This is a genomic window from Kitasatospora sp. NPDC096077 (assembly GCF_040303245.1).
Classification (GTDB): domain Bacteria; phylum Actinomycetota; class Actinomycetes; order Streptomycetales; family Streptomycetaceae; genus Kitasatospora.
Genome location: NZ_JBEOSV010000005.1, coordinates 44,283 through 57,451 on the forward strand (window position 1 = coordinate 44,283; position 13,169 = coordinate 57,451).

Consider the following 13,169-nt stretch of genomic DNA (forward strand, 5'->3'; position numbering starts at 1 on the left):
CCCCCGGCCTCACTAGGGACCATGCTGTCATGATCAGCCCGGTTCCCTGGCCCCCTGGCGGAGGCCGACCGGGAGTTCGGGAGGACAGCTCGTGTTCTGGGTGATCGTGGTCGCCATGGCCGTGGTGGTCGGCGGTGCCGCGCTGGTGGCGCTCGGCGGCGGCGGCTCGATGCCGGAGGCGGTGCCGGACCGGATCGCCGCCCGGCTGCCGCAGGACCGCCCGCTGAACAAGACGGACGTGGACGACCTGCGCCTGCCGATGGCCGTGCGCGGCTACCGGATGGACGAGGTGGACGACGTCCTGGACCGCCTCGGCGCCGAACTCGCCTACCGCGACGCGCGGATCGCCGAACTGGAGGCCGCCGCCCACCCGCACGGCGCGGCCGGGGCCGGCACCGTCCCCGACCCGGCCGCCGAACCGCTGCCCGGCCTGGAGGGGTTCGCCGAGCTGGTCCGGCCGGCCGCCGTCCCCGAGGACGCGCAGCCCGGGGCGGAGAAGTGACCGGGGCGGTCGAGGGCGCGGTGCTCGGCGCGGACGGCCTGCGCCGCTGCGGCTGGGGCGACTCCACCGACGACTACCGGGTCTACCACGACACCGAGTGGGGCCGTCCGCTGCACGGCGACGACGCGATGTTCGAGCGGGTCTGCCTGGAGGCCTTCCAGTCCGGCCTGTCCTGGCTGACCATCCTGCGCCGCCGGGAGGGCTTCCGGGCCGCCTTCGCCGGCTTCGAGATCGGCAAGGTCGCCGAGTTCGGCGAGGCCGACCGGGAGCGGCTGCTCGCCGACACCGGCATCATCCGCAACCGGGCCAAGATCGACGCGGCGATCGCCAACGCCCGGGTCGCCCGCGACCTGGACGGCGGCCTGTCCGCGCTGATCTGGCAGTTCGCCGCCGACCCGGACCGGCCGGCCCCCCGCACCCTCGCCGAGGTCCCGGCCGTCACCCCCGAGTCGACGGCGCTGGCGAAGGCGCTGAAGAAGGCCGGCTTCCGGTTCGTCGGCCCGACCACCGCCTACGCCCTGATGCAGGCCTGCGGTCTGGTCGACGACCACCTGGCGGACTGTCACGTCCGCACCGGCCGGAAGCCCGGGAAGCGCTAGGCGGGCGCCGGGCCCCGGCCCTATCGGCCCAGGTACGTGGGCTTCTCCTTGGCGATGAAGGCGCGCACCGCGATCCGGTGGTCCTCGCTCTCCCCGGCCAGGGTCTGCAACTCGTCCTCCTTGTCGAGCAGTTCGTCCAGCGAGTGGGAGGCGCCGTACGCCAGCGACTCCTTGATGGCGCCGTAGGCGAAGGTCGGGCCCTCGGCCAGCTCGCGAGCGAAGACCCGTGCGGTGGAGGCGAGTTCGTCGGCCGGCACGACCTTGGTGGCCAGGCCCAGCTCCATCGCCTCGGCGGCCTTGACCGTCCGGGGCAGCATCAGCAGCTCGGTGGCCTTGGCGTGGCCGACCAGCCGGGGCAGGGTCCAGGACGCGCCGGAGTCGGCGGTCAGGGCGATCCCGGCGAAGGCGGTGTTGAAGCCGGCCCGGTCGGAGAGGATCCGGAAGTCGCAGGCGAAGGCGAGCGAGGCGCCCGCGCCGGCCGCCACCCCGCCGACCGCGGCGACGGTCGGCTTGCGCATCCCGGCCAGCGCCCGGGTCAGCGGGTTGTAGTGCTCGGCGACGGTCCGCAGCGCGCCCTCGCCGGTCTCCTCGAACCGCTTCAGCAGCGCCAGGTGCTCGTTGAGGTCCTGCCCGACGCAGAACGCCCGGTCGCCGGCCCCGGTCAGCAGCACCGCCCGCACCGCCGGGTCCCCGGCCGCCTCGGTCACGGCGTCGCGCAGGGCCACCTTGGTGGCCACGTCCAGGGCGTTCATCGCCTCCGGGCGGTTGACGGTGATGACGGCCAGGCCGCCGTCCAGCTCGTACAGCACGGAATCGGACATGGGTGAGGGCTCCCTCAACGATCGTCGTGTCGGTGGTCGTGCCAGGATGCCGGAGCCCGGGGCGGGTCGGGAGTGTGAGGTATCGCACCTTCCGGCGGTGCCGTCACCACCGCCACGCCGGGGCTTATCACGCCAATTGCGGTGGTTGCGGCCGGTCCGGCCGTGGTTGCACCGAGAGTGATGTTGGTCATCAGGCCGTGGCATGCGGGATAATGGCTTCCGATCAATGCGTTCGATACCGGCGGTGGACGGACTGCCGGTGCGTAGCTGAGCGGTTGCAGGAAGGGGAACGAGCATGGCGGCCATGAAGCCGCGGACGGGTGACGGCCCGCTCGAAGTCACCAAAGAGGGGCGGGGCATCATCATGCGCGTTCCGCTCGAAGGCGGCGGACGCCTCGTGGTGGAGCTCACGCCTGACGAGGCCGACGCCCTGGGCGATGCCCTGAAGAAGGTCACCGGCTGACCTCAGCGGGTGCTCGTCGTCTCCTGGAGACGTACTGCCGGGCCCGGGTACGACATCACGTCGGCCCGGGCCCGTGCGTTCCCCCGGGCGGTTCAGCGTTTGACGGCGCAGAGCAGCCCGTCGGAGACCGGCAGCAGCGCGGGCAGCAGCGCGTCGCTCTCCCGCACGTCCCGGACCAGGTCCCGGACCGCGCCGGTCTGCGGGTCCTGGAGCTCCGGCTCGGCGAGCCGGCCCTCCTGGAAGACCCCCTCGAAACAGACCATCCCGCCCGGCCGCAGCAGCCGCAGCGACTCCAGCAGGTACTCCCGCGACTCGGCCGGGTCCCCGTCGCAGAACACCAGGTCGTACTGGCCGTCGGCGAGCCGGGGCAGCACCTCCAGTGCCCGGCCCGGTATGAACCGGGAGCGGTTGGCCGCGAACCCGGCGGCCTGGTAGGCCTCGCGGGCCAGCTGCTGGCGCACCGGCTCGGAGTCGACGGTGGTGAGCACGCCGTCCGGCCGCATCCCGCGCAGCAGGTAGACGCCGGACACCCCGGTGCCGGTGCCGATCTCGGCCACCGCCTTGGCGTCCAGGGCCGCGGCCAGGAGCCGCAGGCAGGCCCCGCCGCTCGGTCCGATGGCCCGTATGCCGGTCCGCGCGGACTGGGCCCGGGCGTAGGTCAGCACCGCGTCCTCGCCCACGTAGGTGTCGGCGAGGGCCGCACGCGCGGGCCCGAACTCGCTGATGGCTGCCTCTTTCGGAGCCCGGGTGGCGGCCCGGTGCCGGGGGATGTCGATATTTCCTGGCACAGATTACTGGCCGGGCGGGAACCGCGTACGGCGGCGGGCCGTTGTCACTGACGACCGGGTGCGCAGGACCTCCCGGGCACTTTTATCCGGGCTTGACGGGTGAGGTGGATATGGTGGTGGCCCTGCTGGGCAGAAGAGCCGACCGAGGAGGTGTGGCCGAGGGCGACGTCCCTGTGCGGCGGCACTCCCGCGGCACCGCGTCGGCCCGTACGCCGAAGCCCGTGATGAACCAGCCTGCGCACTCCGACCTGGACCAGCCCGCCGCCGAGCAGTCGGCCGCCGGCACCACCGAGGCCCCTGTCCTCGCGACCTTCTCCGAGGGTCCCGACGCGCAGAGCTGGACTCCGCCCACGTGGGAGGAGATCGTCGAGGCGCACAGCGCCCGCGTCTACCGCCTCGCGTACCGCCTGACGGGCAACCAGCACGACGCCGAGGACCTCACCCAGGAGGTCTTCGTCCGGGTGTTCCGTTCGCTGTCGACCTACACCCCCGGCACGTTCGAGGGCTGGCTGCACCGGATCACCACCAACCTGTTCCTGGACATGGTCCGCCGCCGCCAGCGCATCCGCTTCGACGCGCTCGGCGAGGACGCGGCCGAGCGGCTCGCCTCCCGCGAGCCCAGCCCGGCCCAGCACTTCAGCGACACCCACTTCGACGCCGACGTGCAGCAGGCCCTGGACACCCTCGCCCCGGAGTTCCGCGCCGCCGTGGTGCTCTGCGACATCGAGGGCCTGTCCTACGAGGAGATCGCCGCCACGCTGGGCGTCAAGCTCGGCACCGTCCGCAGCCGCATCCACCGCGGCCGCTCCCACCTGCGCGCCGCGCTGAAGCACCGCGCGCCCGGCTCGGCCCCGGGGCGCGAGCGCCGCGGCGGCTCGGAGGAGCCGGTCCCGGTCGGCGCCGTCGCCGAGGTCGCGGCCGCACCGGGCGGGCGCGGACGGAGGCGATCGTGAGCGGAACCAGCTGGTCCGGTCCGGATCGTTCGGATGCGTCCGAGCGGTCCTCGACCTGGCGGAGCTGGGGGCTGCCGGGCCGCCGAGGTGCCGGGGATCCGGTGCCGGGCGAACCCGGTGACCCGCTGCTGCCCGCCGTCCCGCTGCCCGCCGACACGGCACTGCGCGCGGTGCCCGTACGGCCCGCCGAACCCCCGGTCGAGGAACACCACCTCGGCGACCGGCTGTCCGCCTTCCTGGACGGCGAACTCGGCCACGACTCCCGCGAGCGGGTGCTGTCCCACCTGGCGACCTGTCCGCAGTGCAAGGCCGAGGCCGACGAGGGCCGGTCCGTGAAGCACCTGCTGACCCGCACCGACACCCCCGGCCCCTCCACCGCGCTGATGGCCCGCCTGATGGCCGTCGGGAGCCTCCCCGAGGACGCCCCGGCGGACGCCGGCCGGCCCCGCGGCCGCGGCCGGGGCGACGACGACCTCCCCGGTGGCGGAGTGACCGCCACCGGCACGCTCGGCGGCAGCCGGCTCACCGGCGGCTCCTTCGGCCGCGGCGCCGGCGCCTCCTTCGGCGCGGGCGCGCTCGGCGCCGACACCCCCGTCCCCGGCGTCGACCCGCGCGCCTTCGGCCGCGGCTCGGTGCTGCGCCCGCTGATCGGCCGGCGCACCGGCCGTCCGGAGACCGCCGACCGCACCCCCGCCCGGCCGCAGCCGGCCGTGGCCGCCGTGCGGCCCTCGGCGGCGCGCGGGCGCCGACTGGTGTTCGCGGCCGCGGGCGCCTTCTCGGTCGCCGCGGTGACCCTCGGCGGCGTCGGCGGGCTCACCCAGGGCGAGGAGCAGCACGGCACCACGGTCAGCCCGGCCGGCGGCAGCGGCACGATCGGCCGCACCGGCCTGGTCCCGATGACCGCGCAGGTCCCGGTGGACTTCCCGGGCCGCGCGGTGGCCGCCACCCGCGACGCGGAGCCGTCCTCCTCGCCGGAGCGCTACCCCGGCAACATCGCCGCGCTGCGGCAGCAGATCCGCTGACCTCCTCAGCCCCCGGCCACCGGCTGGTCTTTACCACGGCTTCATCCCGCCGTGGACCAGGGACCCGCCGGTGGCCATTACCCTGTAGGAACCGTCGTCCGACGAGCTAGGGAGCAAAGGTGTTCAGCGACGTAGGTGGGCTGGAGATCCTGACCCTGATCGTGATGGCGATCATCATCTTCGGCCCCGACAAGCTGCCGAAGCTGATCCAGGACACCATGGGCTTCATCCGGAAGATCCGTTCCTTCGCCGACACCGCGAAGGAGGACATCCGCAGCGAGCTCGGGCCCGAGTTCAAGGACTTCGAGTTCGAGGACCTCAACCCGAAGACCTTCGTGCGCAAGCAGCTGATGGGCGACGAGCAGGACCCGCTGGGCCTGAAGGACATGAAGGAGTCGCTCGACATCCGCTCGGTCCTGGACGACAAGCCCGCGGCGCCGGTGAACGGCCGGGCGGGCGGCGTGAGTTTCGACAAGGCCGCCCCCGCGCCGGCCTCCGCCGGCGCCCCGCTGCAGCCCGGCGAGCGCCCCCCGTTCGACCCCGACGCCACGTAGCGGCCCTGACACCACCGCCCCGCCCGGCCCCCGGCTGAGCGGGGCGGCGGCGTGCACGCCGCTATTGTGCTGATTGTTCCCGTTGAGCCGTCCGTCACATCCGCGTCCGCGCGGACCAGGAACGGCCCCCGGGGACGCCGAGGTACGCCACCATGGGAGCGCGCCACGGCAGGCACACGTGCGTTTGAGGAGGCCCGGGGATGGACGCGACGAGTCAGGCGGGAGGGGCGACGGTCACGGCCGGCGGCCCGGTGGTCGGCGGGCAGGCAGGCCCGGCGGACCCGCTGGTGCCCTACCTGTCCGCCGACTTCCCCTGGTACGGCCTGGACGACGGCTGGACCGGCCGCCGCTACCTGATGCAGGCCGGCGCCGGCGGCCCCCGGGGCGGGGCGGCCGGCAGCGTCGACTACGGCACCCTCGGCCACGGCGACGAGCCCGCCAAGCAGTACGAGCCGCGCGACATGCGGAAGTTCGCCGTGGTGGTCACCGTGGCCCGGCGGGACAGCCGCCGCAGCGCCGACAACACCGGCACGCTGGAGGCGACCTCCGCCTCCTCCGCCGCCTGGCTGGCCGGCTCCGGGCTGCTCGCCGCGACCTGGCCCGGCCAGTTGGACCGGGCGCTGCGCCAGGACTGGCTGGACCAGCAGAGCAACCTGGCCTGGGACCTCGCCGACGACCTGGCCGGCCCCGGCTGGTCCACGCTCAGCCTGCCGGTCAACGGCCTGCCGCAGCCCTTCCGCTACCGCGAGTCCGAGTACGGCTGGGTGCTGGCGGGCGAGGCCCCCGGGGTGCTGCTGGGCGCCTTCGGCCGGGGCGTCAGCGCCTACGGCGTCGGCTTCGCCACCGTCCCGGACCTGGGCGGCTACACCCGCCCGTAGGGAGCTACGGGGACGAGGAGGGCCCGGGCGCGGAATCCGCACCCGGGCCCTCCTGGACGTCCGGTCAGAACTTGTTCTTGGGCGTCAGTCCGAGCGACATGCCGGACAGTCCGCGCTGGCGGCCGCCGAGCTTGCCGGCCACCGCGCGCAGGGCGGCACCGGCGGGGGAGTCCGGGGCGGCGAGCACGACCGGGCGGCCGTCGTCGCCGCCCTCGCGCAGCCGGACGTCGATCGGGATCGAGCCGAGCACCGGGACGGTCGCGCCGACCGTGCGGGTGAGCGCGTCCGCGACGGTCTGGCCGCCGCCGGTGCCGAAGACGTCGATCATCTCGTCGCAGTGCGGGCACGGCATGCCGGACATGTTCTCGATCACGCCGACGATCTTCTGGTGGGTCTGCACCGCGATGGTGCCGGCCCGCTCGGCCACCTCGGCGGCGGCCATCTGCGGGGTGGTGACGATCAGGATCTCGGCGTTGGGCACCAGCTGGGCCACCGAGATCGCGATGTCGCCGGTGCCGGGCGGCAGGTCCAGCAGCAGCACGTCCAGGTCGCCCCAGTACACGTCGGCGAGGAACTGCTGCAGCGCGCGGTGCAGCATCGGGCCGCGCCAGACCACCGGGGCGTTGCCCGGGGTGAACATGCCGATCGAGATGACCTTCACGCCGTTCGCCTGCGGCGGCATGATCATGTCCTGGACCTGGGTCGGCCGGCCCTCGACGCCGAGCATCCGGGGCACGCTGTGGCCGTAGATGTCGGCGTCCACGACGGCGACCTTCAGCCCGTCCGCGGCCATCGCGGCGGCCAGGTTGACGGTGACCGAGGACTTGCCGACGCCGCCCTTGCCGGAGGCGACGGCGTAGACCCGGGTCAGCGTGCCCGGCTTGGCGAACGGGATCTCCCGCTCGGGGGCGCCGCCGCGCAGCAGCTGGGAGAGCTCCTTGCGCTGCTCGTCGCTCATCACGTCGAGCTCGACCTCGACGCCGGTCACGCCGGCGACCCGGCCGACCGCTTCGCGGACCCGGGTGACGATGGTGTCGCGCATCGGACAGCCGGAGACGGTCAGGTAGACCGCGACGTGCACCGCGCCGTCCGCGGCGATCGCGACCGATTTCACCATGCCGATCTCGGTGATCGGACGGTTGATCTCCGGATCGTTGACGGTCGCCAGCGCCTGGCGTACGGACTCCTCCGTGACGCCGGCCGCGACCTCTGTCTCGTTGGCCATGCCTTGATGGTACGGCTCCGGGCGAACCGCTTAACCGGCCGGTAGCGTGCCGCGGGTCACAACGCCTCGGAGGCGTCCCGGCGTTCGTCCATCTCCTTGAGCAGGGACTGGAGCTCGGAGCGGATGAAGTCACGGGTGGCCACCTCGCCGAGCCCGTGCCGCAGCGCCGCGACCTCGCGGGCCAGGTACTCGGTGTCGGCGATGCTGCGGTCGCTGCGGGCCCGGTCCTGCTCCATGTTGACCCGGTCCCGGTTGTCCTGCCGGTTCTGCGCCAGCAGGATCAGCGGCGCCGCGTAGGAGGCCTGCAGCGACAGCACCAGGGTCAGGAAGATGAACGGGTACTCGTCGAAGCGCACGTCCGCCGGCAGCATGGTGTTCCAGAGCACCCAGACGACGATCACCACCGTCATCCAGACGATGAACCGCCCGGTGCCGAGGAAGCGGGCGATCCGCTCCGACAGCACGCCGAAGGCCTCGGGGTCGTAGGACGGCAGGGTCAGCAGGCCGGGCCGGGCGGTCCGCGGCTGGTCGAGCCGGGTGCGGTTGGAGCCGGTGATGGGCGAGGTCTCCAGACGGTCCCGGCCGCCGCGCTCCCTGGTGCGCAGTTCGCGCAGCTGGCGCAGCTCCCGCAGTTCGCCCTGCAGGCGTCGGCGCGCGGAGTCGCCGGGCCGTCCGTTGCGGTCACCGTCCACCGGTCACTCCTCCGTCTAGTCGTGCGGGGTGGACTCGTCGTCCCGGGCGTGCAGGGCGGCGTCGCGCCAGTCCTCGGGCAGCAGGTGGTCGAGCACGTCGTCGACGGTCACCGCGCCGAGCAGGTGGTCGGCCTCGTCCACGACCGGCGCGGCCACCAGGTTGTACGTCGCCAGGTAGCTGGTGACCAGCGGCAGCGGGGTGTCCGGCGGGAGCGCGTCCAGGTCGTCGTCCACCAGCTCGCCGACCAGTACGTACGGGGGCTCGCGCAGCAGCCGCTGGAAGTGCACCGCGCCCAGGTACTTGCCGGTCGGGGTCTCGTTCGGCGGCCGGCAGACGTACACCTGGGCGGCCAGCGCGGGCTTGTGGTCGCGGATCCGGATCCGGGCCAGCGCCTCGGCCACCGTCGCGTCCGGCTCCAGCACGATCGGCTCGGTGGTCATCAGACCGCCCGCGGTGTCCTCCTCGTAGGACAGCAGACGACGGACCGGCTCGGCCTCCTCCGGCTCCATCAGCCCGAGCAGCCGCTCGGCCTCGTCGCCGGGCAGCTCGGAGAGCAGGTCGGCGGCGTCGTCCGGGTCCATCGCCTCCAGGACGTCGGCCGCCCGCTCCTCCTGGAGCTTGCCGATGATCTCGATCTGGTCGTCCTCGGGCAGCTCCTCCAGGACGTCCGCGAGCCGCTCGTCGGGCAGTGCGGCGGCCACCTCGGCGCGGCGCTTGGCGGACAGGTGGTGCATCACGCTGGCGAGGTCGGCCGGGCGCAGCTGCTCGAAGGTGGCGAGCAGGTTGGCCGCGCCCTGGTCCTGCTCGGGCAGCGAGAAGCCGGTGACGTCCTGCCAGTCCAGGGTGAGCCGCTCGCCCTTGCCCTTGCGCAGCCGGGTGGTCCGGCCGACCTGCACGAAGACCTTGCTGACCTCCCACTCGCGCAGCCGGGTCTGCACCATGCCGACGTCCAGCACGGTGACCTCCTCGCCGGTCTTGGACCGGGTGAGGGTGCGGTCCAGCAGCTCGGCGAGCACCAGGGTCTCGGCCGGGCGCTGCTCGAAGCGGCGGAGGTTGATCAGGCCGGTGGTGAGCACCTGGCCGGACTCCAGGCTGGTCACCCTGGTCATCGGCAGGAAGATCCGGCGCCGGGCGACGACCTCGACCACCAGGCCGAGCACCCGCGGCGGACGGCCGCCCAGACGCAGCGAGACGACCACATCCCGGACCCGTCCGACCTGGTCGCCGTTCGGGTCGAAGACCGCGATGGCGGAGAGATGGGAGATGAAGACCCGGGTACCTGGCCCTGCCATGAACTCCCTCGACTCGCTCGACTTGCCCTGTCCGCCGGCCGCCGCGGCGCGTGCCGGGGCGCACGTCCGGCCCAGGCTACCCGCGCGGCGTACGCCCGGCCCGGTGAGGCACGGTAGCGGCCGCAGGAGTCCTGGGCGTGAACCTTCAGCGGCGCTTGAACAGAAGTTTGGGCAGCCCGGCCGGGATCGGCTGCCGGGTGGTGGCCGCGGTGGGCATCGGCTCGGCGGCGTGCGAGCCGTCCGGCATGGCGCCCGGGCGCTCGGTCAGCGCCCCGAGCGGCCGCAGCCGCAGCACCCGGCACTCGCGGGCCCAGCGCTCGGTGATGGTGTCGGTGTCGGGCGCGTTCAGCCGCTTGCCCTTGAGCTCCTCGACGGCGCCCAGCCAGGCCTCGCCGTTCGGCGCCAACTCCGTCACCTCGGCGGCCCAGCCGGTCAGTCGGCCGCCCTTGTCCTTGCTGCGCACGGTGACCACGGCCCGGGCACCCGCGGTCAGGCCGTGCAGCGGCTGCTCGCCGCCCCCGCCGACCACCACCACCGCGCCGTCGTGCCAGGCGTGCCACAGCGGGCGGGCCTGGGTCTCGCCGTCCGCGCGCACCCAGAGCAGCCCGGACTTCTTCGCGGCCTCCTCCAGCAGGGCCCGGTCGAGGAAGTCGTCGGCGGTCACGGCGGCGGGGTTGCGGTCCATGGCGGACAGCGTACGGGGTGCGGGTTCCACCGCGCGTTCCGTCCGGCGGACGTCTCAGCCCCCGGGCGACAGTTCCATCAGCGGCCCACGGGCCTTACCGTATGAGCGCCCCAGCCATGCGACCAGCGAAGGAGCGCCGTGCCCGCCGCCCGGCCCGCGACCGCCCCCGCCCCCGCCAGCGCCGCCGACCCGCGGCCCGCGCACCCGCTCCCCACCCTCGACCTGCTGCTGCTCGCCGTGTCGATCGGCGGCATCTCCTTCTCCGGCCCGCTGATCTCCGCCACCGCCGCGCCCGCACTGGCCATCGCCTTCTGGCGCAACGTCATGTCGGTCGGCGTCCTCGGCCCGTACGCGCTGCTGCGCCACCGCGCCGAACTGCGCGGGATCGGCCGCCGGGCGCTGCTGCTCGCGATCGCCGCCGGGGCGCTGCTCGCGGTGCACTTCGCGCTCTGGATGCCCAGCCTGCGGATGACCTCGGTGGCCTCCGCCACCGCCCTGGTCACCACCACCCCGCTGTGGACGATCCTGCTGATGCGGCTGTTCGGCGTCCGGGCGCCGCGGCTGGTCTGGCTCGGCACGGTCGTCGCCTTCGCCGGGGTGCTGGTACTGACCGGGGTGGACCTCTCGATGTCCCCGCGCGCCCTGCTCGGCGACGGTCTCGCGCTCGCCGCCGGCCTGGCCGCTGCCGGGTACATGCTGCTCGGCGCCGAGGTCCGCAAGACCGTCAGCACCACCGCGTACACCCTGGTCTGCTACGCCACCACCGCGGTCGGCCTGCTGGTGATCTGCCTGGTCACCGGGACCCGGCTGTCCGGCTGGTCGACCGGGGCCTGGTGGCAGATCGTGCTGCTGATGGTCACCGCCCAGCTGCTCGGGCACTCGCTGAGCAACCGGGTGGTGAAGGGCCTCGGCCCGTCCATCACCTCCACCGCGATCCTGCTGGAGACCCCGGGCGCGACCCTGATCGCCGCCCTGTGGCTCGGCCAGTGGCCCCCGGCGGCCGCCTACCCGGCGGTGGCGCTGATCCTGCTCGGCCTGGTCCTGGTCGCCCGCGGCGGGCGGCGCTGAGGGCGGCGCTGAGGGTTGGTGGGGGCCGGTGGGGGCTGGTGGGGCCTACAGCCAGCCGTTGCGGCGGAAGCCCCGGTACATCCCGACGCAGATCAGCGCGATCGCGCCGAGCACCATCGGATAGCCGTACGCGTGGTGCAGCTCGGGCATGTAGTCGAAGTTCATCCCGTACACGCCGGTGATCATGGTGGGCACCGCGAAGATCGCCGCCCAGGCGGTGATCTTGCGCATGTCCTCGTTCTGCGCCACCGAGACCTGCGCCAGGTTGGCCTGGAGCAGCGAGTTCAGCAGTTCGTCGAAGCCGTGCACCTGCTCGGTGACCCGGGCCAGGTGGTCCGCGACGTCCCGGAAGTACTTCTGGATGTCCGGGTCCACCAGGCCCTGCGACGGCTCCGACAGCTGCTGCATCGGACGCAGCAGCGGTGCCACCGCGCGCTTGAACTCCAGTACCTCGCGCTTGAGTTGGTACACCCGGCCGACGTCCGCGGTGCGCGCGCCCTTGGCCGAGAAGACCCCGTACTCGATCTCGTCCACGTCGTTCTGCAGCCGCTCGGCGACCAGCAGGTAGTTGTCCACCACGTGGTCGGCGATCGCGTGCAGCACCGCGGACGGGCCCTTGGCGAGCAGCCCGGACTCGTCCGCGTCGGCCTCCAGCCGGTGCCGCAGCTCCTGCAGCGAGCCGTGACCGCCGTGCCGCACGGTGATCACGAAGTCCCGCCCGGCGAACACCATCAGCTCGCCGGTCTCCACCACCTCGCTGGTGGGCGTGAGTTGGTCGTGCTCGACATAGCGGATGGTCTTGAAGACGGCGAACAGGACGTCGTCGTAGCGCTCCACCTTCGGCCGCTGGTGGGCGTGCACCGCGTCCTCCACCGCGAGCGGGTGCAGGCCGAACCGCTGGGCGATCCCCTCGAACTCCGGCCCGGTCGGCTCGTGCAGCCCGATCCAGCTGAACGAGCCCGAGGTGTCCGGGAGTTGGTGCGCCGCCTTGACCCGGCGGGCGGCCTCGCGGGGGCTGCAGGCCTCGCCGTTGCGCCGGCCGTGCTGGTAGACCGCGCAGTCCACGACCGCCGAGCCCGCGCCCGCGGGCACGGCGTCGTACGTCCCGGTGGCGCCCCGACGGCGGTTGGTGCGGACGGCGGCGCGCAGGCTGTTGATCATCGACATGGCAGGCTCCCTGGGGCAGGAGCCGTCGCACGGCGGCACGGAAAGGGCCGCGGGCAGGGCCGTGGTGCGACGGCGAGGAACACCGGTGAAGGGGACGAGGGTGCTCTCCCGGCCGGTCCGTCCGCCGCGGGCCCGCGCTCGGGCCACTACGGCTGGATCAGCCGCTCAGGCCTGCGAGGCGAGGGGTGCGGGGCGTTCGGGGCCGGGCAGAGCTGCCGGTACTGCATGGTCGGCCGGTATCCACCGCAACCACCTCCTTCGCGCCGCCGCCCCGGGACGAACGATCCCGGTGGCCAGTCGCTCACCCTAACATCTGACCGGGCATCGGTGTCCCGGGCTTTCCCGGCCCGTTGCCGGTAAGCCCTCGTCACGCGCCCGTCCGGCCTCCGGCACGCCCTCGTCGCGCCCCCGCGCGGACCCGCCGCCCGCGCTCGTCGCGCCCCCGTCCGGCGCTCGGCA

15 protein-coding genes are annotated in these 13,169 nt (G+C 73.8%); 8 read left to right on the top strand and 7 right to left on the bottom strand.

Annotation, left to right across the window (positions count from 1 at the left end):
- The first annotated feature begins 91 nt into the window (after nucleotides 1–91).
- Together ABTZ03_RS07115 and ABTZ03_RS07120 are read left to right on the top strand one after the other, a co-directional pair.
- Entirely contained in the window at nucleotides 92–502 is a 411-nt protein-coding gene (locus ABTZ03_RS07115; protein ID WP_350511852.1) for a DivIVA domain-containing protein, read from the top strand.
- Nucleotides 499–1,101, top strand: a complete 603-nt coding sequence (locus ABTZ03_RS07120) for a DNA-3-methyladenine glycosylase I (protein ID WP_350511853.1) — start codon at nucleotides 499–501, stop codon at nucleotides 1,099–1,101. Before ABTZ03_RS07115 ends, ABTZ03_RS07120 begins: the two co-directional genes overlap by 4 nt.
- 20 nt (nucleotides 1,102–1,121) lie before the next feature.
- Here the strand turns inward: ABTZ03_RS07120 and ABTZ03_RS07125 are convergent, their stop codons facing one another.
- Nucleotides 1,122–1,922 carry an enoyl-CoA hydratase-related protein gene (locus ABTZ03_RS07125; protein ID WP_350511854.1) on the bottom strand — a complete coding sequence of 267 codons (801 nt, stop codon included), beginning with the start codon at nucleotides 1,920–1,922 and terminating at the stop codon, nucleotides 1,122–1,124.
- Nucleotides 1,923–2,217: 295 nt separating this feature from the next.
- Here ABTZ03_RS07125 and ABTZ03_RS07130 point away from each other — a divergent pair, with 295 nt between their 5' ends.
- Nucleotides 2,218–2,385: a DUF3117 domain-containing protein gene (locus ABTZ03_RS07130; protein ID WP_188303543.1), complete on the top strand. Its 168-nt coding sequence runs from the start codon at nucleotides 2,218–2,220 to the stop codon at nucleotides 2,383–2,385.
- A gap of 92 nt (nucleotides 2,386–2,477) precedes the next feature.
- Here the strand turns inward: ABTZ03_RS07130 and ABTZ03_RS07135 are convergent, their stop codons facing one another.
- A complete protein-coding gene (locus ABTZ03_RS07135) occupies nucleotides 2,478–3,110 on the bottom strand; it encodes an O-methyltransferase (RefSeq protein ID WP_030287423.1) in 633 nt (210 codons plus the stop codon).
- Nucleotides 3,111–3,397: 287 nt separating this feature from the next.
- Here ABTZ03_RS07135 and sigE point away from each other — a divergent pair, with 287 nt between their 5' ends.
- The 4 genes from sigE to ABTZ03_RS07155 all read left to right on the top strand — a co-directional run bounded on the left by sigE (nucleotide 3,398) and on the right by ABTZ03_RS07155 (nucleotide 6,580).
- Entirely contained in the window at nucleotides 3,398–4,126 is a 729-nt protein-coding gene (sigE, locus tag ABTZ03_RS07140; RefSeq protein ID WP_400924765.1) for an RNA polymerase sigma factor SigE, read from the top strand.
- 101 nt (nucleotides 4,127–4,227) lie between these two features.
- A complete protein-coding gene (locus ABTZ03_RS07145) occupies nucleotides 4,228–5,148 on the top strand; it encodes an anti-sigma factor family protein (protein ID WP_350511856.1) in 921 nt (306 codons plus the stop codon).
- Nucleotides 5,149–5,267: 119 nt separating this feature from the next.
- Nucleotides 5,268–5,702, top strand: coding sequence for a sec-independent translocase (locus ABTZ03_RS07150; RefSeq protein ID WP_350511857.1), 435 nt, complete (start codon nucleotides 5,268–5,270; stop codon nucleotides 5,700–5,702).
- 200 nt (nucleotides 5,703–5,902) lie between these two features.
- Nucleotides 5,903–6,580 carry a hypothetical protein gene (locus ABTZ03_RS07155; protein WP_350511858.1) on the top strand — a complete coding sequence of 226 codons (678 nt, stop codon included), beginning with the start codon at nucleotides 5,903–5,905 and terminating at the stop codon, nucleotides 6,578–6,580.
- A gap of 64 nt (nucleotides 6,581–6,644) precedes the next feature.
- Here the strand turns inward: ABTZ03_RS07155 and ABTZ03_RS07160 are convergent, their stop codons facing one another.
- The 4 genes from ABTZ03_RS07160 to ABTZ03_RS07175 form a co-directional block, all read right to left on the bottom strand.
- Complete coding sequence (locus ABTZ03_RS07160; RefSeq protein ID WP_350511859.1) at nucleotides 6,645–7,805, bottom strand: Mrp/NBP35 family ATP-binding protein; 1,161 nt, start codon at nucleotides 7,803–7,805, stop codon at nucleotides 6,645–6,647.
- Nucleotides 7,806–7,861: 56 nt separating this feature from the next.
- Nucleotides 7,862–8,410: a DUF1003 domain-containing protein gene (locus ABTZ03_RS07165; RefSeq protein ID WP_400924936.1), complete on the bottom strand. Its 549-nt coding sequence runs from the start codon at nucleotides 8,408–8,410 to the stop codon at nucleotides 7,862–7,864.
- A gap of 102 nt (nucleotides 8,411–8,512) precedes the next feature.
- Nucleotides 8,513–9,790, bottom strand: a complete 1,278-nt coding sequence (locus ABTZ03_RS07170; RefSeq protein WP_350511860.1) for a magnesium transporter MgtE N-terminal domain-containing protein — start codon at nucleotides 9,788–9,790, stop codon at nucleotides 8,513–8,515.
- Nucleotides 9,791–9,935: 145 nt separating this feature from the next.
- Nucleotides 9,936–10,475: a pyridoxamine 5'-phosphate oxidase family protein gene (locus ABTZ03_RS07175; protein WP_350511861.1), complete on the bottom strand. Its 540-nt coding sequence runs from the start codon at nucleotides 10,473–10,475 to the stop codon at nucleotides 9,936–9,938.
- 138 nt (nucleotides 10,476–10,613) lie between these two features.
- Here ABTZ03_RS07175 and ABTZ03_RS07180 point away from each other — a divergent pair, with 138 nt between their 5' ends.
- Nucleotides 10,614–11,543: a DMT family transporter gene (locus ABTZ03_RS07180; RefSeq protein WP_350511862.1), complete on the top strand. Its 930-nt coding sequence runs from the start codon at nucleotides 10,614–10,616 to the stop codon at nucleotides 11,541–11,543.
- Between the two features lie 45 nt (nucleotides 11,544–11,588).
- Here the strand turns inward: ABTZ03_RS07180 and corA are convergent, their stop codons facing one another.
- Nucleotides 11,589–12,710 (bottom strand): magnesium/cobalt transporter CorA, encoded by a 1,122-nt coding sequence (gene corA, locus ABTZ03_RS07185; protein WP_350511863.1) that lies wholly within the window; start codon nucleotides 12,708–12,710, stop codon nucleotides 11,589–11,591.
- Nucleotides 12,711–13,169: the final 459 nt, after the last annotated feature.

Coding starts and splice junctions, on each gene's coding strand:
- ABTZ03_RS07155 (WP_350511858.1), top strand. CDS start 5,903: ATGGACGCGACGAGTCAGGCGGGAGGGGCGACGGTCACGGCCGGCGGC.
- ABTZ03_RS07175 (WP_350511861.1), bottom strand. CDS start 10,475: ATGGACCGCAACCCCGCCGCCGTGACCGCCGACGACTTCCTCGACCGG.
- ABTZ03_RS07170 (WP_350511860.1), bottom strand. CDS start 9,790: ATGGCAGGGCCAGGTACCCGGGTCTTCATCTCCCATCTCTCCGCCATC.
- ABTZ03_RS07125 (WP_350511854.1), bottom strand. CDS start 1,922: ATGTCCGATTCCGTGCTGTACGAGCTGGACGGCGGCCTGGCCGTCATC.
- corA (WP_350511863.1), bottom strand. CDS start 12,710: ATGTCGATGATCAACAGCCTGCGCGCCGCCGTCCGCACCAACCGCCGT.
- sigE (WP_400924765.1), top strand. CDS start 3,398: ATGAACCAGCCTGCGCACTCCGACCTGGACCAGCCCGCCGCCGAGCAG.
- ABTZ03_RS07130 (WP_188303543.1), top strand. CDS start 2,218: ATGGCGGCCATGAAGCCGCGGACGGGTGACGGCCCGCTCGAAGTCACC.
- ABTZ03_RS07160 (WP_350511859.1), bottom strand. CDS start 7,805: ATGGCCAACGAGACAGAGGTCGCGGCCGGCGTCACGGAGGAGTCCGTA.